Below are 21170 nucleotides of genomic sequence, written 5' to 3' on the forward strand. Positions count from 1 at the left end.
AGAAAGGATGCTACTTGCATGATTATTAATACAGGAAGTAGGACAGATATTCCTGCTTATTTTAGCAGGTGGTTTTTCAACAGAATAAAAGAAGGGTATGTGCTTACTCGAAATCCATACTATCCAGAGCAGGTTATTAGGTACAGCTTGACACCTGATATAGTGGATTGTCTTGTATTTTGTACTAAGAATCCGGCACCAATGCTTGAAAGGATGCATGAACTAGATGCAATTCGGAAATTCTGGTTTGTAAGCATTACGCCATATGGAAAAGAAATTGAACCAAATGTCCCACACAAGAATAAAATCCTGCAAGACTTTAAGAGCCTATCAAGTATAGTTGGGATAACATCAATTGGATGGCGTTATGATCCCATTTTTATAACAGATAAATACTCCTTAGAATTCCATTTAAAAAGCTTTGAAATGATTGCTGCAAATTTAGAAGGTTATACGGACCACTGTGTTATCAGCTTTGTTGATTTATATGAGAAAACAAAACGTCATTTTACCAATGTTAAAGAAGTTACGAAAGTAGATAGAGCAATAATTGGAAAGGAATTTGTGAAAATAGGTAAAAAATATGGGATAGCCATTCGTACCTGTTGTGAGGGTAAAGATTTAGTAGAATATGGAGTTGATTGCTCAGGCTGTATGACAAAAGAAGTAATTGAGCGGGCAATTGACTGTAATTTGCAAGTACCCAAAATGAAGAAATCTTCAAGAGATGACTGTAACTGCCTCCTTGGCAACGACATTGGTGCCTACAAAACTTGTGGGCATGGCTACTTATACTGTTATGCTAATTTTAATCAGGAAGTAGTTAAGCAGAACATGATACAGCACGATCCCTATTCACCATTCTTATTTGGAAAATCAAGTACTGGGGATGTAATAAAGCAAGCCAAGCAGGAATCTTATCTAGATATGCAATTAAAACTATTTTAAAAGAGCCAGATTCGAAAGAGTTGGATGTTACGACATTTTGAATCTGGCTCTTTATGATAGCAATATTATTGTATTTCTATGTTAACTAATTATGGTTCAAACAAGGAGATAACAGAATCTAAATTTAGCTCTGGAATGGACCTTCCAGGGTTTTGTATAGAATCCATGATATATCCTAACAAAAAATGCCAATAAATATTACCGAACTCATTAGCATCACCGTCTTTGAACTCTCCTGCTTGCATACCTCTTTTGAAAATGGGCCCGAAGAAAATACTTCCAAAGTCCTGATAAACAGGATTTTCATATTTACTATCGTTAATTTCTCCTTTTACAAACACGATAACGTACACCTGTAGGGGTGGGATATAACCATTTGCATCCGGCGTGGATAGAAATCGTAATCCAAATTCTTTAATAGCTTCCTTAGCGCTAGGCATCGCTTGAATTTCCTCCAAGCATGCGTTAAGGACATCACGGTAGGAAAAAAGAATTTCCGCTTTATTTTCAAAATAACGGTATACTAAACCCTTGCTGATGTTTGCTGCTTCTGCTATATCGGAAATCTTCGTGTTTTTATATCCCTTTTTAAAAAATAAGGACAGAGCTACTGACAAGATTTGTTCTCTTCTTTTCCTCTCAATTTCTTTTTGTTTTGCTTCAGATATTGCCATTCTATATTCTCCTAGTAGTAAAATAAAATTTTTGTGGTATTTGTAATTATTTTAAAGTATTTAAGGAATAAACGTGTAGATGAATATGGGGGCAGCTTCTTAAATCGTGCGCGCTTTGCACTTGAGATTATTCGAGATATCCGTAGCAAATGTGGCGATGATTTCATTGTTGGTATGCGCATTTCCGCAGATGAATTGGTTGAAGGCGGCCTAACAATGGAAGATAATAAGGCACTTGTTCCTTTCCTAGAAGATGCTGGTGTGGATATTATTCATGTATCCGTAGGTAATTATTTATCAGTTGATTTAAATGTAGCTTCCGCTTATGTTAACCATGGATGGACGGCTGATATGGCAAAAGAAATAAAGCAAATTTGCAGTATTCCTGTAATTGCTGTATCAAGAATAAATGACCCAATATTAGCAAATAGCATTATTCGTTCTGGTAAAGCCGATTTTGCTGCAATGGGGCGTGCATCTCTAGCTGATCCAGAATTGCCAAATAAGGCATTGGAAGGAAGATTTGAAGATATCCGTAAATGCATTGGATGCAACCACGGATGCATCGGTACTCTATTTAATGATGAGCCAATTAGATGTGTCCTAAATCCTACACTAGGTAACGAATCAAACTGTGAAATTAAACCTGCAGAGGTTAAGAAAAAGATTGCGGTGATTGGTGCGGGCCCTGCGGGTCTAGAGGCAGCAATGAGTGCAAAAAAGGCTGGACACGAGGTAACTGTTTATGAAAAGGAAAGCCATGCAGGTGGTCAATTTTATTTAGCTGCATTTCCACCATGCAAAGGTGAAATCACTGATTTTATTGTATGGCAAACGAATCAGTGCAAGAAGCTAAATATTCCTGTGAAATATAATACAGAAGTGACAGTAGAATTAATGCAAAGTGAAAAGCCTGATGTCATTATTTTAGCTACTGGTGCTGTTCCTGTTAAACCACCAATTAAGGGAGCTGAGAATAGTAATGTTGTATTTGCAAATGATATTCTTGCTGGTAAAGTATTCCCTGGTACAAATTGTGTAGTCATCGGTGGAGGTCAGGTAGGAGTGGAAACTGCCCACTTCTTAGCACAGAAACTAAGAAATGTCGTTGTACTCGAAATGAAACATGAAATTGCTCCTGATGAGCCGATAGGACCTAGATGGCAGCTCATGAAAAACTTAGAAAGTCGAAAAGTACAGCTGCATACTGACGTAAAAGTATCAGAAATTACTGTGGATTCTGTTATAGCTATGGGTAATACCCAAATGGAATTTCCAGCAGATACTGTTGTCATTGCTGCAGGATCAAAGCCTGTAACTGGCCTAATGGACGAGTTAACTAATGCTGGTTTTGAGATTAAAGTGATCGGGGATGCAAAAAAATTAGGAAATGTTATGGATGCAACATCCGAGGGTTATGAAGTGGGCAGATTGATTTCTAAAAAAACCTATTAGTTACAAAAAGGTTCCTATCTGATAAAAAGGTGCCTACTATAATTCGAATCCTATTATAGATAAAATAGAATAGTAAAATAAATATTTAATAGGTGGTACTCATATGAATACTTTAGAAAATTTGTTTGGTTATAAAGGGAAAAATGTTGTAATTACAGGTTCTGCTTCTGGTATGGCCAAGGCTGCTACTGAAATGTTAATTTTATTAGGGGCAAATGTATTTGCCATTGATCGTAGTGATATTGATTTACCTGTTCATAAAGCAATAAAGGGAGATTTGGGGCAAAAAGAAACAATCGATGATGTAATCTCTCAATTACCGGACACAATTGATGCATTATTTATGTGTCATGGAATGGCACTTGTTCCAGGAAAAGAGAAATTAATCCAAGTTGTTAATTTCATCGGACAGAAATATTTTGTTGAAACAGTTTTACCAAAAATTGTAGACAAAGGATCCGTATCATTTATTTCATCAACTGGTGGATATGGATGGGAAGCTCAAATGCCAGTTGTTAGTGATTTGCTTGATTGCGCTACTTTTGAAGATGGAGTTAAATGGGTTGAAAAACATATTGGAATGTTCTCTGATGGTTTTTCTTCAGATGCATATTGTTTTTCTAAACAATGCATGAACGCATATATTAAATCCAAAGTTCGTTCGCCTGAATTTATTGATAGAAAAATTCGTATTAATGCGGTAGCACCAAGTTATACATTAAGTGGATTGACAAAGGATTTTAATCTGGCGGTCAGTCCGGATGGTACTGATAAGGGTGGCGAACAGTTAATGCATGACTTTTTTTTAAAGAGCTGGAATGGACGCCCAGGAACCCCTGAGGAAATGGGTTATCCATTAGTTGTTATCGGCAGCAAGCTATGCAGCTATTTGAGTGGGCAAATTATTTATATTGACTTTGGTTTTACTGGTGAAAGCGATTATAAGGCTGCATGCAGAGTTGAAAATTAAAGAGAGTATCTAGTTGAGAGAAATTAAAAGCCAATCTAAAAATTGATTTGGCTTTTTGTTTTCTACTTACTGTAATTTATTAGTAACAAGATGATCGAGAATTGTATTTTAAAAGTGAATGTTCCCCTTAAGGCCATGGTGGAATACATACTCTTTGTATAATTGTTTTTTAATAGAAAACTTTATTTCGTATTTATAAAAAAATTGACATCGATATTTGTATTTGGTATTTTATAAGAGAAAAAATATTCACATGAGAAAACATAAAATAAATGCCAACTATAAGAAATAGGGAGTGAAATAAAGAATGATGCCATCATTATTTATTGCTCACGGTACACCATTACTCGCGATTGAAAATAACGATTATACAAAACTTCTAAATCAATTAGGTCAAAATCTTCCTCGTCCAAAGGCTGTTATTCTATTTTCAGCCCATTGGGAATCTAAGGTTCAACAGGTAAGTAGGGTCGATCAGTATAGTACGATTTATGATTTCGGTGGATTTGACCCGCAACTTTTCACGATCAAGTATCCTGCTCATGGGAATCACGAAATTACAAAAGAAATTGGGGACCTATTCTCTAAAAATAGTATTTCTTTTGAAAATAACACAACTCGTGGTTTAGATCACGGAGCATGGGTAGTTCTGCGTATGCTTTATCCTAATGCGGAAGTTCCCGTAATTGCCATGTCAGTGAATTCAACTCTTACTCCAGATGAACAATATAAAATCGGTAAATCTCTATCTGAATTAAGAGAAAAGGATATTTTAATCATCGCAAGCGGAGGAACAGTTCATAATTTAAGGGCCTTAAAGTGGGCCGACAATGGAGACGTAGATTCTTGGGCACTTGAATTTGAGAAATGGTTATCGAAACATCTTGAGAATTGGGACTTAGCCTCCCTATTTAACTATGATTCACTTGCTCCTAATGCGAAACTCGCAGTACCTCCATTCGGGAATGAGCATTTTATCCCGATCTTTTATGCTATGGGGGCAGCTGATAATAAGCGAAAGGCATCGTTACTTCATCGAGAATTTAGATATGGAAACTTAAGTCATAGCGTTTGGCAATTTGGGTAAAGTCATAGAATTTAATGAAAATGAGAATTGTGAGTATGAATTTAAATTTCATTTCTAATGAATTCATCAACATCAAAAAAAGAAAATATGTAGTAATATTTTAGATAATTTTTTTTATAATTATCTTGAATTCAAGATAATTAATTGAAACCAATTTTAATCATCGGCGGTGTGTTTTAATCTTGGCTTTAAATCCATAACGGTTGTTTTATTAAAAGCTTAGCTGGAGGAATGTATTACTATGCGTAGAGAGGATCAAGGAATAGAAATTGGGCTCTATACACTTGGGGATATAGGTCCAGATCCACATACTGGAAAGATAATTAGTGCCCAACAAAGAATGAAGGAAATAATTGAAGCGGCAAAACTCGCAGATGATGCTGGACTAGATGTATTTGGTGTGGGAGAACATCATCGATTAGATTATGCAACTTCCGCACCCCCTGTTGTTTTGGCTGCTATAGCTCAAGTAACGAAGCGAATTAGACTAACAAGCGCAACCACTGTGTTAAGTACTGTTGATCCTGTCCGTCTATTCGAAGATTTTGCAACATTAGATATGCTTTCAGATGGAAGAGCAGAAATCATTGCTGGCCGGGGAGCGTTTGTAGAATCCTTCCCTCTTTTTGGGTATGATCTAAATGATTATGATGCTTTGTTCTCGGAACATATGGATCTATTTTTAAAACTTAATAAAAACGAGAGAATTACATGGCACGGCCATTTTCGTTCTGCTTTGAAGGATGCTGAAATTGCACCAAGACCATTCCAAAAGGATATACCGATATGGGTAGGTGTAGGAGGTACAGTAGAAAGTGCAGCCCGTGCTGGCAGGTTAGGTGTTGGTATGACTGCCGTAATACTTGGTGGAGATCCAATCCGATTTAAGCCGCTTGTTGATTTATATCGCAAAACAGGTGCTGAGGCTGGATTTACTAAGGATGACCTGAAAATCGCTGTGGCCGGTCATGGATATTTTTCAAAGACCAGTCAAACTGCTAAAGACGAATTCTATCCTTATTATTCAAATTATTGGAAGTATGTTAATCGCCAGCGAGGAATGGGTTTTAGAATGTCAAAAGAAGACTTTGAACAAATGGCAAGCCCGAACACAGCCCTATTTGTTGGCAGTCCACAACAAGTCACCGAGAAAATACTTCGCCAATATGAGCTTTTCGGACATCAACGTTTTCTTGCTCAGCTTGATATAGGTGGTGTACCGTTTAAGAAAGTAGCTCAAAGTATAGAGTTATTGGCTACCGAGATAGCTCCAGCAGTTCGAAAAGAACTGAATAAAAACTTAAGAAATTAACAGAATTAACACAATTACAATAAAAAACTTAAAACATCCATTATATACTAATAATGTAATGAAAATAATAGATAAATTAATTTTCAAGAGAAATGGAGAAACACAACATGAGTTTTGAAGAATTAGTAACTTCCCGTCATTCCACAATGAATTTTAGGGAAGATGTAGAAATGACAGTAGAAGATTTCAAAAAAATATTTGAATTAACAAAGCTTGCACCAAGTGCTTATAACTTGCAATATACGGATTACATGGTGATCACGGATAAAGATAAAAAACAAAGAGTAAAAGAACTAAGCTATAACCAATATAAGATTCAAACTGCGAGTGCTGTTATTATTGTAATGGGAAATAAAAACAGTATTGAAATAACTGAAGTTGAAAAAATATATGCACCGATGAAAATGCTGAAAATCATAGATGAATTAGAATACGAAATGACAATAAATCAAATTAAAGACTTTAGTGATGCTTTAAAATCTGATTCCAACAAACTTGGAATGGAATTAGTTCGAAATACAGGGATTCATGCCATGTTATTTATGTTGAGTGCAAAATATTTTGGATTCGATACTTGTCCAATGCATGTTCATAACATAGAGGAGTTAAGAGAAGAGTTTAATATCCCAGACCACTTACTGCCTGTGATGATGATTACAATTGGTAAAAGTACTGATAAAGTCCGTCCACGTGGATATCGAAAACCTGTAGGAGAGTTCGTTAATTTTAATGGATATAAATAATAGATTATAAAAGTTTGAATTGTCTATTGAATTAGACCACTTAGCATAAAAAGGGGAGCTCTACTTAATGAGTAGAGCTTTTTTAGTCTTTAAAGCTGTCAGTTACTTTTTGAGAAAATCGCATGACCATTTTACTATTTTCCTCATCCTTATCTTTAGACACCCGTACGGACGGACCTGAAATAGCAATTCCTGCAATCACACGTCCATCTCTCCATATTGGAGCGGCAATACAGCGAACACCAACCTCAGCTTCTTCATCATCAATGGCATAACCAACTTCTTTTATTCTCTCAAGTTCTTTAAACCATGCATCTGAATGAAATTGTGGTTCATTTATAAATTGGCTTTTAAAAGTATCCAGCATCTTTGATGGTTGAAAGGCTAGTATACATTTCCCTACCGCACTTAGATGAGCTGGAATTAATTCTCCCTTTCCATAGTGTGTTCTAGTAGGATAACTTCCAGGAATAATATGTGTAGCAACTACTTTAGTACCATTTAAAACACCAACAAAAATAGTTTCCCCAGTATGTTCTTTAAATTCCTCTGCAACTCGTATGATACCTAAATCCAAGTCAAAGTTTAAATTATTATCATGACTAAATAATTTTTCTAACAAATGACTTGAGACTTCATAAGTATTTTTAGTAGTTTTTTGGATTAAATGATTTAGTTCTAAAGTATTTATTAAACGATATGTAGTGCTTCTGTTTATAGGGAGTAATTCCATAATTTCTAGTACTGAAAGGTCTCCTCTTTCAATTATTAGCCATAATATGTCTATCCCTTTTTTTAACGTGCCAACTTCATTCATATGAATTCTTCCTTTTAACTTCGACATAATTCATTTCGTAATGATTATAATCATCTGACTAGTTATTTTCAATATATAGTTAACAGGACTGATAAAGTAGTAACGTAGTGACTTAAACGACTAAAAGGCCATTGCTCAGCAGTGCAACAGCCTTTTAGTCGTTTAAATTTTTATTTATTCAAAATAACTTCAATTGCATTTAATTCTTCCTTTGTTAAACTAATGTCACTGGCACCTAAATTAGTATCAATATGATCTGCTCGTTTTCCACCTGGTATTACAGCTTCTACACCCTCCTGAGCTAATAACCAAGCTAGAGCCATATCAGAAAGGGAAATTCCCTTTATAAAAGCTAAATCCTTTAATTGTTCCACTTTATCCAAAGTTTTTATAAACGTTTCTCCTTGGAAAAGGGGAACTGAGTTTCTCCAGTCAGTTTCAGTTAATCTAAAGTCTTTTGTATATTTTCCTCCTAACAGACCAAAAGCTAATGGACCATAAGGAATAAATGAGATATTGTTTTCTAAACAATAGGGAAGAAGGTCCTTTTCAACACTTCGTTCAAACATGTTATAAGCTGCTTGTAGGGCAACTATTTCACCTGTCTGGTTCGCTTCTTTTAGCTGTTCTAAAGTAACATTAGAAATACCGATTGCACGAATTTTGCCTTCAGCTTTTAATTTAGATAGTTCAGCAACTGAATCAGCTAGATTGGTTTCATTATCTGGAAAATGAATATAATATAGATCAATATAGTCTATATTAAGGCGAGATAAGCTATTTTCTACAGCTTTTCTTAAATATTCTGGCTTATTATTTGTACGAACAGTACCATCTTCGAACCATTCATTGCCGCCTTTTGTTGCGATAACGAGGTCTTCACGATTTTTAGTTTTTAGTACTTCACCAATTAGCTCCTCAGATCGTCCTTTACCGTAAATATCGGCAGTATCAATAAATGTTATTCCTTTATCAATAGCGTGACTAACCATTTCTTTCCCTTGGTTTTCATCTAAATTTGAAAAAAGATTATGTCCTCCAACTGCATTTGTACCTAATCCTATTTTAGAGATACGAATGTCAGTCTTTTTTAAAGTTGAAAATTTCATTATTTCTCCTCCAGTTTTATATTCAATTACATCTAAATGGTCTTGTATCCTTTGAAAATTTATTAATATAAACATAAAAACGGCCCTAGTCACTCCATTAGAGCATGAGCCGTTTTGTAAGTACCTTTATTACATATTATTAACTATCTCTTCAGAAGTCATTTTTGTAGCTATATTATTCATAGCGTAGTTTAATGCTGCTTCTTGCCATTCTTCGCTAATTGTTGAAGTTCCATCGGTTGCAATTACGACATTGTATCCATAATCTGCACCATCTCTACAAGTATGTTCTACAGCCATATTAGTCCATACGCCTGTAACGATAATCGTTTCTACACCTAATCCTCTTAGTAAGGTATCTAATGGCGTACCATTAAATGAACTCATACGAACTTTTTCAATTACAAAATCACCTTCTTTAGGTTCCACTCCCTCTACTGGTGCTGCTCCCCAAGTTCCTCTAACTATACTTTCAGTCTCAGCAATTGCTCTAAAAATTGGAGCTTTCTCACCGATTCCCTTTGCACCCTTTTCTACAACAAAATGACTATGGAAAACAGGGATTCCTACTTCTCTCGCTTTTTCTGATATATTCTTTATATTTTTAACGACATTCTGTTTTTCAGCATGTTCTACAGCCCCAGAAGTTTCGAATTTACCACCTTTAATCAAATTATCATTTTGTAAATCAACAATTAATAAAGCTGTTTTTTTAGGATCAAATTTCATTTTTAAATTCTCCTTTTATTTTAGTCTTATTAAACTTAGTTTTGTACTAATTCTTGGTTGTTCCTTTGTATTAACAATACTGATTATAGAGATTAAAGAGTTTAGTGTCAAATAAAGAAACTATAAAAATTAAAATCCCTAATATAGGTACTTTTATTTTTGAATAATTGTAAAAAATGGGTTCAAGTGGCGAGTGTTTTTGGTGGATGGAATAGTGGAGAAATAAAAAAGGGAAGCTTATTCAGCTCCCCTTACCTTGTTATTTTACAATATATCCTTCAATTCAGTTTCTGAATAAATAGAAATAAATACTACAGCTTTGTTATCTCCAATGTTTTTCACAAAGTGTGGCACACTCGCATTCCAACTAAAGGAATCACCCTCTGCTATAATAAATGAATCCTCACCTTGTTCAGCCAAGATTTTTCCTTCCAAAACTAAATGACACTCTTCTCCTTCATGTGCATGAGGTTCTCCAATAGAGGCTCCGGGTGGAAACTCGACGATCATCGTTCTCAGTCCACCCTTAGAGGCTAGATGTTCAATCTTTAAATTATTAAAAGAAGAATTAGTTCTTTTATCCTTTCTAACCACACGCATATGCTGTTTCTTTTCTAACAATAAATAGGGAAGAGGGACACCGAGAAATTTTGCAATTGTATTTAATGTATTAATAGAAGGTGATGTATTATTGTTTTCAACATTGCTAATAAAACCCTTTGAAAGACCTGTAGCTTCACACATTTGTGTAATAGTAATTTTTTTTCTATTTCTTATGGTTCGAATTTTGGTTCCAATATCCAATTAAATCACCTCAAGTGTTTTCTTTTATGAAACATATTTATATAGTAGCAAAAAAAACGTTGACATACTATAGTACTTGTTGTTATCTTATAAGTAACAAGTATTCATATGAGTAAACAAGTGCATATTTAATTTTTTTTGACCTTTCGTTTTCTTATAAGAATACTTTATCTCTATATAAAACATCTATCAGAAGGGAGGAAGTATTTTGAACTCACCTATGTTATATGAACTACGCAAACCATCTTATATTGATCCTAATAAAAAATATCCTGCTATTTTTGTCATGCATGGAATGGGTAGTAATGAACAAAATATGCTGCCAGTTGTCGAGGGGTTAGATGAGAAGTTTTATATTTTTAGTATTCGAGGTCCTTTGTCCCAACCACCGGGATTTGCCTATTTTACCATTCAAGGCTATGGAAAACCACATAGGGAAGTGTTTGACCAAGCTATTAGTCAGTTGACTAATTTTATTGACTATGCCACCGCCACATATCCGGTAGATCTAGAATATATATATTTGCTTGGATTCAGCCAAGGAGCGATTTTATCTAAGACACTTGGTTTAACATTAGGAAAACGAATTAAAGGAATTGTTGCTCTTAGTGGATATATTCCCGAATTTGTTAAGGAAGAGTTTTCTTCAAAACCTTTGAATCAGCTTTCCTTGTTTATTTCACACGGGGAATATGACAATGTTCTTCCATATGAATGGGGATTAAAAAGTAATCGATTTTTCCAGGCACTAGATGCTAAAGTTACCTTTAAATCCTACACAGAAGGACATACGGTTTCAATAAAAAACCAGGAAGATTTTATCAATTGGATTCTTGCTGATTTACAAAATTAGCTTCAATTTAGAGAGCTACGTCAAAATAATAACCAAGATAATCAAAAATTAACTAAACATGGAGGAAAGAAAATGGAAAATAAATTTGAATTGAGTGTTGTAATTTTACGAGTAGTGTTAGGAATTACCTTTTTTATTCACGGACTAGTTAAGTTTCAGGGAGGAATTGAAAATATTGTTGGATGGTTTAGCAGTATTGGGTTACCAGGTTTTCTAGCTTATGGTGTTGCTTTGATAGAAGTTGTGGGAGGGCTAGCATTAGTTGTTGGACTATTTACTAGATGGGTTTCAATCTTAATTGCCCTTCTAATGATCGGTGCAACCCTTAAAGTGAAATTAGCAGTTGGATTTTTAGGAAATGGTCAAATGGCTGGTTATGAATTGGATTTGGCGTTTTTAGCGATGGCAGTATCGATTGCTATCACTGGGTCTAAAGCTTATGCACTAGATCAACTTATTTTTAAAGGTCAAAAGACTGATAAAACAACATCTTTAAACTAAGGTAAATATGATGAGATAAAGCATTACTCCTATATTATCTGGAGTAGTGCTTTATCTATTTGACTGTACAAATTTACGATGAGAATGAAAATAACCTATTTATTAAATAATAAGTTTAACATCACATTTAAAGTAAGAGGGAGTAAGATTAATGACACCAACAAAGTTTGATTCTAAAGTCCTTTCAGTTCTAGAGGATAAAATTCAGTTAATAAAAACGGATAAAGGGGCAATTTATCTGGTCGGACCGATTCGTCTACCTGTTAATTTATATGGGGAAACTGTGGTATTCCAATGGTATTGCTGGCTGAATTGTGACGAAGTAACAGAGAATTATGAGCGAATTATTGAGAAATTGTCCTCTGCTAACTTAGCTGAATTACAACAGTCTAGTGTTTTAGCATATGGTGATTTTTCATACGGAGAGGATGCAATTATAAGAATGCACTCCATCTGTCATACGGGTGATATATTTGGTAGTAAGCGATGCGATTGTGGATATCAATTAAAACAATCATTGAAAATGATTGTAGACCATGGGACGGGTGCATTATTCTATTTAGCCAATCATGAAGGTAGAGGAATTGGACTATTTAGTAAAGCAATGGCTTATATTTTACAAGAAAATGAATACGATACTGTAGAAGCTAATCATGCTCTTGGCTTTGTAGATGATTCTAGAAACTATTCAGATGCTATTCAAGTATTAAAGGCACTTCGAACAAAACCAGTGACTCTGATGACGAATAACCCTAAAAAGTTAGAAGCATTAAAGAATGCTGGGCTTACAGTTTCGGAAAGAAAGCCATTGTGGGGAGATATTTCCGAATATAACGAGAAATATTTGCAGACAAAAATAAACAAATCTGGTCATCTAGAAGATGATGGGACTTGCTGTAATGACTAGTCATGAATTTTATATGGACTTGGCCTTACAAAACGCAAAGGCAATGAAAGGTCAAACCGATCCTAATCCATTAGTGGGCTCGGTTATTGTAAATGATAATAGGGTGGTAGGGGTTGGTACGCATTTAAAGGCAGGAGAACCTCATGCTGAAATTCACGCTCTTCGTATGGCTGGTGAGAAAGCAATAGGAGGCACTATTTATGTAACATTAGAACCATGTTCGCACCATGGCAGAACAGGCCCTTGTGCAGTAGCAATAGTAGAAGCAGGAATTCAGAAGGTGGTTATTGCTACGCTTGATCCAAACCCAGTCGTTTCAGGAAATGGAGTAAAAATACTACAGGAAGCTGGTATAGAAGTTGAAATTGGGATTCGTGAAAAGGAATCCCAGAAGATGAATGAGGTATTTAACAAGTTTATTGTCGAGAAAATACCATTTGTCACGTTAAAGTCAGGAATTACTCTCGATGGGAAAATTGCAACTCATTCCTCTGATAGTAAGTGGATTACCTCAGATGAAGCTAGAGAAGATGTACATCGTCTCAGAAACGAGAACATGGCGATTTTAGTTGGAGTGAACACGGTATTAAAGGATGATCCAGAATTAACAGCTCGTATCCCTAATGGACGTAATCCGATTCGAATCATAATGGATTCCCAATTGAAAATTCCACTGGAATCAAGGGTTATTACTGATCAAAAGGCTGAGACATGGATATTTACTAGTCAAAATTATGATCAAGAAAAGAAAAAGACTATTGAAACCATGGGAATCAATGTGTTCCATACAACGGGTAAGGAGCAAGTGAACCCAAATGATGTGGTAGAAACATTAGGTGAGTGGCTTGTGTCTTCTTTACTAATTGAAGGTGGGGGAGAAATTAATGCTTCGTTCTTTGAGCACCAATTAATTGATAAAGTCGTTCTTTATATGGCTCCAAAGCTTATAGGTGGTAGATTGTCACCCTCCTTTTTGGGTGGTACAGGATTACATAAAATGAAGGATGCTGTGGAACTTTCAGATTCAATGATTACACAAGTTGGGATTGATTATAAATTTGTCGGTTATCCGATTTATAATTGAGAGAAATGTTGCTGATAAACCTGTTGTTATTAATACTCTATTAGAACCTGTACAAAGTATATTTTTTATTAAGCACACTGAAAACATAGTGTGCTTTCTATCTTTTATGATCACTGAAGGAAAGGTTTAGATAGATGTTTTTTCGCAAAATTCAGTAAGGTAATAAGTAAGTCCGCCACTACCAAATCTAATTTTAGTAGTATTATTCGCTATTCTTTTTTCATTTAGATTTTGTAAAAAATAAAGAGTAGCTTCTCGTCTAACTAAAAGATTTTTAAGTCCATAATTAAACAACCATTCATCAATAGTATTATAGATACCTCTATTAACATTAAATTCTTTTTCACAATAACGAATAAACTGCAGGTCAGGTAAATGGATTTGAGCAACTTCTATTTTACTTTTATTAATTGTCATTAGCCAAGGACCTTCCTTCTTAATAGTTATCAGAAAATAGATGTCTCAAGAGGTCTGGTCTTCAAACTAATCCTAACTATAATAGATTAATTGAAAGAACAGACCTTTTTTTAGAGACAGTTTCAAAAGATTATTTAACTAATGATTCTTCCTTCTGGTTAAAATGGGGCATTACTTTCGTCGCGAAACGTTCCATTGACTTCATTGTTTCAAGGTGAGAAAGACCTCCAAAGTCAAAATATAAAATAACTTCGTCTAATCCAGCCTTTTCCATTTCCTTTAATTTTCCTGTAACATATTCGGCATCCCCAACAATAATGCTCTTATCGCTTAGTTTTTCTGTTGTCATACTTTTCAGATTTTCAACTATTTCTGCAAAGTATCGAATATGTGGTGGAGCTTTAGTTGGGTCATCAGGAAATGCAGGAACTAAACCAGTAAAGTACTTTAACATTCTTTGTTTTGTTTTTTCTGTTTCTTCTGCGGAATCTGTAACATTGATGAAATAAGAGCAACTTGCTTTTTTACCTGAGAAACCATGCTTATTTGATAGTTCGTTAAATGTATTAATTGCATTTTCCATTGATCCAAAAACCATGTTTGCTGCAAATGGAGCGAAGATTACATGCTCACCCATTTCTGCTGCTTTTTCAATAGAAGGTCTACTGAAAGCGGCTACATAAATAGGCAATTCTTTTTGCACCGGTTTAGGTGTCAGTTCGATCTCTGGGAATGAGAAATGTGTACCTTCAAAAGATAGGGTACCTTGTCTCCATGCTTTTTGAATAATATCTAAACCTTCAAAGAAGAGATCACGGCTCTTGTTGAAATCAATTCCAAAAACATCGTACTCACGTTTATCATATCCACGTCCAGCAGAAAATATTGCCCTACCATTACTTAATAAATCTAATAAAGCGTATTCTTCTGCCATGCGAATAGGATGACTTGCTGGAAGTAGTACTGTTGCAGGGGCCAATTTGATTCGATTAGTTTTAGCTGCCACATGACCAAGGAACATGGAAGGAGAAGGTAATACTCCTAATGCACTGAAATGATGTTCAGGCACCCAAACAGAGTTAAAACCTAGCTCTTCAGCATAGATACATTGTTCTGTTAAATCTAGGATCATTTGGTTTGGATTTTTTCTGGTATCCCCATATTCAATTGGGTTATCAGTCAAAGTAAAGTATCCAATTTTCATAAAACTCACCTCATTGATTATTTGTTAACGATTAGTGACTATTGTTCACGTGTCGTTACTAAAACAGTATCAAATAATTATAAATGTTGTAAAGACATTTTTTATAAAAATTCTGAAGATTCATATTTAGAGTAAAAAATTCTGAAAATTACTTTACAAATGATCTTATGATGCACTAAACTAATATTCACATATTGTTAACATAATTCACCAATTGCGAATCAATAAGATAAGGGGGTGTAATTATTTGGTCAATTTATGTAAGCGTAGTCAACAGAGAGAAGCCATCAGATAAATCTCAAATAATCAATAATTGGGGGTAAAGTATGAACTCAATAAATCCCGCAAGAATCATTGATGAATCAAAATTTAACCGCTTCCATGCCACAGTATTATTTTGGGGTGCCTTTATCATGATATTTGATGGCTATGATCTTGTCATTTATGGATCTGTACTGCCTGTACTTATGGATGATTGGGCTCTAACTTCTACACAGGCAGGATTACTAGGAGGAGCTGCTTTATTTGGGATGATGCTTGGCGCTCTTATTTTTGGTCCTTTAGCCGATAAAATCGGTAGAAAAAGTGTAATCCTCATATGTATTATTATTTTCAGTTTGTTTACTGCTTTGCTTGGATTGACGAATGGTCCAACCGGATTTGGAATATTCCGGTTTATTGCAGGTTTAGGACTAGGGGGGATTATGCCAAATATAGTTGCTTTGATGACAGAATACTCACCGAAGTCTTTAAAAAGTATGTTGGTTTCCATTATGTTCAGTGGTTATTCAATTGGAGGAATGATTTCTGCAGGCTTAGCAATTGCTTTGATGGGCCAATTTGGATGGAGGGTATTATTTTTTGTTGGTGCCCTGCCTTTATTACTTCTACCACTTATTTATAAAACCTTACCAGAATCACCACGATTTTTATTACGTAAGAAAGATCCAAGTAATATCGACTCTATCTTAAAAAAGATTGATCCTAATTACACACGTAGTGAAAATCAGACATTTGAGGAATTTATCTCAAATCCGGGGGCTCCAGTGGTTAAGTTGTTTAAAAATGGTCGGGCTTTTAGTACGGTCATGTTTTGGATTTCATTTTTTATGTGTCTTCTGATGATCTATGGTCTTAACACTTGGTTGCCTAACTTAATGACTGGTGCTGGATTACCAGTCGGTTCGGGATTGATGTTCCTACTTGTTCTGAATTTCGGAGCGGTTTTAGGAGCAATCTTCGGTGGTTGGATGGCAGATAAATGGCATGCTAAGACTGTACTAATTATCTTTTTTATTACAGCAGGAGTGTCTTTAACACTTATAGGATTTTTGGAAAACATTATTATTTTAAATGTTCTTGTAGGTATCGCTGGTGCTTGTACAATTGGTACGCAGATTATTTGTAATTCCTATATCTCTCAATACTACCCGGGTGAAATACGCTCAAGTGGTCTTGGATGGGCACTAGGGGTAGGTAGATTAGGGGCGATTGCTGGTCCAGTGATGGGAGGGTATCTATTTAGTATGAACCTTCCTTACTATCAAAACTTCCTCGCCTTTGCTATTCCGGGAATGATAGGAGCAATTGCCCTTTTCTTTGTACAAGAAAGATATTCTGAAGGATATAATACCAGTTTAATAACATTAGAAAGCGAATTTACTAATACACAATAAAAATATTAAATTTGATGGTTTTGTTATCATGTTTACCCTTCATGAGTGATAAAAACTTAAATTTTAAGGAGAGAAAATCATGGAAAATTCTGAAGATCAACTACTTTTTAAAGAGGTAATGGGAAATTATCCTACTGGTGTAACAATTGTTACAACTAATGACCAAGATGGTAAACCAGTCGGGCTAACGGTGAATTCCTTTGCTTCTGTTTCGCTTGATCCTACTTTGATTCTTTGGTCTATTGACCATAGAGTGTCGACCATTAGTGCATTTGTTAATGAAGGTAAATTTGCTGTTCATATTTTAGCGGGAGATCAGCAGGAGCTTTGTAAGACATTTGCTAGCAAAAATGTAGATCGATTTTCTACTTGTAATTGGAATTTATCAAAAAACCAGCTTCCAATCATTGAAGGAGCATATGCTGTTTTGGAATGTAAAACATATCAAACAATTGAAGCCGGAGATCACACCATCTTAGTTGGTGAAGTAGTAAATATACAAAAAGATAATAAAGAACCTATGCTTTATCACCGCAGACATTTTGGAGCTATACCGACTGAATTCTATCCTATTTTAAAATAAGAATACAACATTTTTTTACTCTTCTTACACTCTAGATATTAGAGAAAAAATTAATCGAAAAGGGTGAAAAATGGTGGTTAATAATCTAGCTTTAGCATTAATTAAAGGTATGGTTGTAAAAGGTCATCAGATTGGCAGGACTATTGGGTTTCCTACAGCAAACCTTGTAGTTCATCCTAGAAATAATGACTCTCAGAAAAAAGGTGTTTACGGGGTAAAAGTTTATCATAACAAAAAAGCTTACTTTGGAGTCATGAACATAGGTGTAAGACCAACTTTTAAGGATGACAACACGGTTTCATATGAAGTTCATATTTTAGACTTTCATAAAGATATTTATAGTGAGGAATTGGAAGTTGAGTTATTATTCTTTATTCGAGAAGAAAGAGCTTTTGGTTCAAAGTCTCAGCTAATACATCAAATAAATGAGGATGTTAAACAATTTAATGAAAAATTACTTCAATTAAGTCATTAATGTTAACTCCATTAGTATTAATTGAATCTATCATACCAATCGGAGGATATAAAAATGAAACTAATTACATTTAGTTACGAAGGTATCAAGAAACGAGTAGGCGCACTGGTAAATGAAAAAGTAATTGATTTACATGTTGCATACAGGTCACTGCTTACAGCGGAAGGAAAAATACGTGCTAAAGAAATTGCTCATGCATTTGTTCCAAAGGATATGACTGGATTTTTACAAGGAGGAAATGAAAGCGTTAAACTAGCTGAAAAGGCTATTGAATATGCCTTAGAACAAATTTCATTTAATGATTACAGACTCATTTATAACTTAGATGAAGTAAAAGTAGAAGCTCCTGTTCCTGCTCCAGGAAAAATGATCTGCGTAGGTCACAATTATCGAGAGCATATTTTAGAGATGGGACGTGAATTACCAGCATACCCAGTAGTTTTCGCTAAATTTGCAAATACCATAATTGGGCCACATGATGATATCCCATTTTTCCCAATTTCTGAACAGCTCGATTATGAAGCCGAATTTGCATTTGTAATCGGAAAAAGAGCAAGAAACGTAACACAAGATGAGGCTCTTGATTATGTAGCCGGTTATACAATTGTAAATGACATAACATACCGAGATATTCAACGGCGTACTATTCAATGGCTACAAGGTAAAACGGTAGAAGGAAGCGCACCTATGGGGCCATGGCTCGTGACGTCTGACGAACTTCAAGATCCATCTGGTTTAGAAGTAGTGTTAACAGTAAATGGAGAGGAACGTCAACGCTCAAATACTGCAAACCTAGTATTCTCAGTTCAATATTTAGTCGAATTTTTATCAAACCTTATGACTTTAGAACCAGGGGATATTATCTTAACTGGTACTCCTGGTGGGGTTGGGGTGGCCCGTAATCCTCAAGTGTTCTTAAAAGATGGAGACGTTGTAAGAATAGAAATTGACAGAATAGGTGTATTAGAAAACAGTATAGCAAATGTGAAAAAGACTATAGAGGTGAAATAGGAATGGAAATGGTCAGTGTGAATCACTCTATTAAATCTATTAACCAGTCAATCGATGAAATCATTGAGACCGTAAAAGGGTTACCAGATGATGTAATTCGATGGAACCCTTCAGAAGATGAATGGTCAATTATGCAAATTTTAACTCATGTTGTAGAAGCTACCCCATATTGGCTTGGTGAAATAGAGCAAATATTGAAGGATAAAAATGTGGAGTGGGGCCGTGGTCTGCAAGATGAAGGGCGTTTAGCTGCGGTAAGCTCGAGTAGGGTAGAAAATACTTTAATTGAAGAAGTACTAAAGGAATTAAAAGCTGTAAAACCTCAAATTGAGCAAACACTTACTAAACTAAATAGAGACAATATAAATTTGGAAGCTACAAGTCGGAATCCAAGGTTTGGTACAAAGCCAATATCATTCATTGTTGATCATTTACTTGTAGAACATGTAAATAAGCATCTAGGGCAAATCAAACGTAACTTATCAAAAGTTAATAAGTAATTAAGAAAACTCTAGGGAAAAGAAAATCAAAACATGCCCTCGGGAAGGTTCATAATCAATTAATTAGGAGGAGAAGGAATATGGCTGAAAAAAATGACTTTTTTAAGAGTAATATTGTTCAAGATTTTACTAGAGATATTCGCCAATATAACCTTGGACCACTTTGGGAAGCGATTCCAGAGTTGATGCATCACAAGCCAGAACCACACGCACAAGCATACCTTTGGAAATGGGATTTACTTGAGAAAAAGCTTGGCGAGGCAGCACAAATTTTCACCCCTGATAGAGGAGGAGAAAGAAGGGCGATTTATCTACAGAACCCTGGATTGGATTATCGTCAACCTTGGGGATGGGCATCTACATCTCAAACCCTTTATGCAGCAGTGCAACTTCTTCAACCAGGTGAAGTGGCTCCATCACACAGACACACACAAAATGCGTTACGTTTTGTAACGCACGGTGAAGGTGCATACTCGATAATTGAAGGAGAACGTATCTTCATGGAAGAAGGGGATTTTGTTATTACTCCTAAAAATCTATGGCATGGACACGGCCATGAGGGTACAGAGCCAATGATATGGATGGATGTGTTAGATATCCCGACCATTTATATGATGGGGGGGACTTTCTTTGAACCATATCCCGAAAGGATTGAGCAACCGAGAGTTCCTGATAACTATACAGCACACCGCTATGAAGGTGGGATGGTACGACCAATTTCAGATCGTCATCCTAAGAAAGCACCACTTGGAGCTTATAAATGGAATCAAACATTGAAAGCAATTGAAGGATTATCTCGCTTTGAGCCTGATCCATATGATGGTTATGCAGTAGAATATATCAATCCATCTACAGGAAAAACAGCCAATCCAAATATCGGCGCATGGTTACAAAAGCTACCTAAGGGATTTCATTCAAAAGCACATAGACATACACACTCAACTATTTATCAAGTGTTTAAAGGATCAGGATACAGCATTATCAATGGTGTTCGTTTTGATTGGTCAAAGGGCGATTATTTTATTATTCCTAACTGGGCAGTACATGAACATGTTGCATTAGAAGATACGTTCTTCTTCTCTGTGAATGATTTACCGATAATGGACAAATTTGAACTAGAACAAGAAGTCGTTTATGAAAATAATAACGGACACCAAGAGATAAAAAGTGAGTTTAAACCTGTGGTATTGGTATAAATATAGATAACACAGCCTTAACCGCAGAATAGGTACTACATTAACATATTCAATTGTATAATTCTGAAAGGGAATGGAGAATCTTTCATTCTCTTTCATTCAAGACCCATGAGTT

23 protein-coding genes are annotated in these 21170 nt (G+C 35.3%); 16 read left to right on the plus strand and 7 right to left on the minus strand.

All coding sequences use genetic code 11. The annotated features are described in order from the left end of the window. The first annotated feature begins 18 nt into the window (after positions 1-18). A complete protein-coding gene (locus tag ACQ5H4_RS01255) occupies positions 19-948 on the plus strand; it encodes a DUF1848 domain-containing protein (protein ID WP_430773157.1) in 930 nt (309 codons plus the stop codon). A gap of 89 nt (positions 949-1037) precedes the next feature. Here ACQ5H4_RS01255 and ACQ5H4_RS01260 read toward each other — a convergent pair whose 3' ends face one another. Further along, positions 1038-1622, minus strand: coding sequence for a TetR/AcrR family transcriptional regulator (locus tag ACQ5H4_RS01260; RefSeq protein ID WP_430773159.1), 585 nt, complete (start codon positions 1620-1622; stop codon positions 1038-1040). 33 nt (positions 1623-1655) lie between these two features. Here ACQ5H4_RS01260 and ACQ5H4_RS01265 point away from each other — a divergent pair, with 33 nt between their 5' ends. From ACQ5H4_RS01265 to ACQ5H4_RS01285, 5 genes are all read left to right on the plus strand, one after another. Continuing rightward, entirely contained in the window at positions 1656-3077 is a 1422-nt protein-coding gene (locus tag ACQ5H4_RS01265) for an FAD-dependent oxidoreductase (protein ID WP_430773160.1), read from the plus strand. 103 nt (positions 3078-3180) lie between these two features. Then, positions 3181-4047 (plus strand): SDR family oxidoreductase, encoded by an 867-nt coding sequence (locus ACQ5H4_RS01270; protein WP_430773161.1) that lies wholly within the window; start codon positions 3181-3183, stop codon positions 4045-4047. A 307-nt stretch (positions 4048-4354) separates the two neighbouring features. Then, on the plus strand, positions 4355-5134 hold the full coding sequence (locus ACQ5H4_RS01275) for a DODA-type extradiol aromatic ring-opening family dioxygenase (RefSeq protein ID WP_430773162.1): 780 nt from the start codon (positions 4355-4357) through the stop codon (positions 5132-5134). Between the two features lie 241 nt (positions 5135-5375). Beyond that, the gene (locus ACQ5H4_RS01280) at positions 5376-6446 is read left to right on the plus strand and encodes an LLM class flavin-dependent oxidoreductase (protein WP_430773163.1); all 1071 of its coding nucleotides are present in this window, start codon (positions 5376-5378) and stop codon (positions 6444-6446) included. Positions 6447-6553: 107 nt separating this feature from the next. Continuing rightward, positions 6554-7189, plus strand: a complete 636-nt coding sequence (locus ACQ5H4_RS01285) for a nitroreductase family protein (RefSeq protein ID WP_430773164.1) — start codon at positions 6554-6556, stop codon at positions 7187-7189. An 82-nt stretch (positions 7190-7271) separates the two neighbouring features. On the opposite strand, the gene ACQ5H4_RS01290 is transcribed toward ACQ5H4_RS01285, so the two are convergent. The 4 genes from ACQ5H4_RS01290 to ACQ5H4_RS01305 form a co-directional block, all read right to left on the minus strand. Then, positions 7272-8006 carry an IclR family transcriptional regulator gene (locus ACQ5H4_RS01290; RefSeq protein ID WP_430773165.1) on the minus strand — a complete coding sequence of 245 codons (735 nt, stop codon included), beginning with the start codon at positions 8004-8006 and terminating at the stop codon, positions 7272-7274. Positions 8007-8176: 170 nt separating this feature from the next. Beyond that, positions 8177-9115, minus strand: a complete 939-nt coding sequence (locus tag ACQ5H4_RS01295) for an aldo/keto reductase (protein WP_430773166.1) — start codon at positions 9113-9115, stop codon at positions 8177-8179. Between the two features lie 129 nt (positions 9116-9244). Beyond that, positions 9245-9844, minus strand: coding sequence for a cysteine hydrolase family protein (locus ACQ5H4_RS01300; RefSeq protein ID WP_430773167.1), 600 nt, complete (start codon positions 9842-9844; stop codon positions 9245-9247). Positions 9845-10108: 264 nt separating this feature from the next. Next, positions 10109-10648, minus strand: coding sequence for a helix-turn-helix domain-containing protein (locus ACQ5H4_RS01305; RefSeq protein WP_430773168.1), 540 nt, complete (start codon positions 10646-10648; stop codon positions 10109-10111). A 208-nt stretch (positions 10649-10856) separates the two neighbouring features. On the opposite strand from ACQ5H4_RS01305, the gene ACQ5H4_RS01310 reads away from it, so the two are divergent. The 4 genes from ACQ5H4_RS01310 (at position 10857) to ribD (ending at position 13993) form a co-directional block, all read left to right on the plus strand. Beyond that, the gene (locus ACQ5H4_RS01310; protein WP_430773169.1) at positions 10857-11501 is read left to right on the plus strand and encodes an alpha/beta hydrolase; all 645 of its coding nucleotides are present in this window, start codon (positions 10857-10859) and stop codon (positions 11499-11501) included. A gap of 72 nt (positions 11502-11573) precedes the next feature. Further along, a complete protein-coding gene (locus ACQ5H4_RS01315; RefSeq protein WP_430773170.1) occupies positions 11574-12002 on the plus strand; it encodes a DoxX family protein in 429 nt (142 codons plus the stop codon). A 151-nt stretch (positions 12003-12153) separates the two neighbouring features. Then, positions 12154-12909 carry a GTP cyclohydrolase II gene (locus tag ACQ5H4_RS01320; RefSeq protein ID WP_430773171.1) on the plus strand — a complete coding sequence of 252 codons (756 nt, stop codon included), beginning with the start codon at positions 12154-12156 and terminating at the stop codon, positions 12907-12909. Then, entirely contained in the window at positions 12902-13993 is a 1092-nt protein-coding gene (ribD, locus tag ACQ5H4_RS01325) for a bifunctional diaminohydroxyphosphoribosylaminopyrimidine deaminase/5-amino-6-(5-phosphoribosylamino)uracil reductase RibD (RefSeq protein WP_430773172.1), read from the plus strand. The genes ACQ5H4_RS01320 and ribD overlap by 8 nt, the downstream gene beginning before the upstream one ends. 126 nt (positions 13994-14119) lie before the next feature. Here ribD and ACQ5H4_RS01330 read toward each other — a convergent pair whose 3' ends face one another. After that, on the minus strand, positions 14120-14410 hold the full coding sequence (locus ACQ5H4_RS01330) for a hypothetical protein (RefSeq protein WP_430773173.1): 291 nt from the start codon (positions 14408-14410) through the stop codon (positions 14120-14122). Positions 14411-14540: 130 nt separating this feature from the next. Beyond that, positions 14541-15614: an LLM class flavin-dependent oxidoreductase gene (locus ACQ5H4_RS01335; protein WP_430773174.1), complete on the minus strand. Its 1074-nt coding sequence runs from the start codon at positions 15612-15614 to the stop codon at positions 14541-14543. Between the two features lie 326 nt (positions 15615-15940). Here ACQ5H4_RS01335 and ACQ5H4_RS01340 point away from each other — a divergent pair, with 326 nt between their 5' ends. The 6 genes from ACQ5H4_RS01340 to ACQ5H4_RS01365 all read left to right on the plus strand — a co-directional run bounded on the left by ACQ5H4_RS01340 (position 15941) and on the right by ACQ5H4_RS01365 (position 21055). Continuing rightward, entirely contained in the window at positions 15941-17290 is a 1350-nt protein-coding gene (locus ACQ5H4_RS01340) for an MFS transporter (RefSeq protein ID WP_430773175.1), read from the plus strand. Between the two features lie 79 nt (positions 17291-17369). Then, entirely contained in the window at positions 17370-17873 is a 504-nt protein-coding gene (locus ACQ5H4_RS01345; protein ID WP_430773176.1) for a flavin reductase family protein, read from the plus strand. 73 nt (positions 17874-17946) lie between these two features. Then, entirely contained in the window at positions 17947-18348 is a 402-nt protein-coding gene (locus ACQ5H4_RS01350) for a riboflavin kinase (protein ID WP_430773177.1), read from the plus strand. A 54-nt stretch (positions 18349-18402) separates the two neighbouring features. Then, complete coding sequence (locus tag ACQ5H4_RS01355) at positions 18403-19359, plus strand: fumarylacetoacetate hydrolase family protein (protein WP_430773178.1); 957 nt, start codon at positions 18403-18405, stop codon at positions 19357-19359. A 2-nt stretch (positions 19360-19361) separates the two neighbouring features. Continuing rightward, the gene (locus ACQ5H4_RS01360; RefSeq protein ID WP_430773179.1) at positions 19362-19859 is read left to right on the plus strand and encodes a DinB family protein; all 498 of its coding nucleotides are present in this window, start codon (positions 19362-19364) and stop codon (positions 19857-19859) included. Between the two features lie 80 nt (positions 19860-19939). Next, a complete protein-coding gene (locus ACQ5H4_RS01365) occupies positions 19940-21055 on the plus strand; it encodes a cupin domain-containing protein (protein WP_430773180.1) in 1116 nt (371 codons plus the stop codon). Positions 21056-21170: the final 115 nt, after the last annotated feature.

It is taken from the genome of Bacillus coreaensis, assembly GCF_050586445.1.
Taxonomy (GTDB): domain Bacteria; phylum Bacillota; class Bacilli; order Bacillales; family Cytobacillaceae; genus Robertmurraya_A; species Robertmurraya_A coreaensis.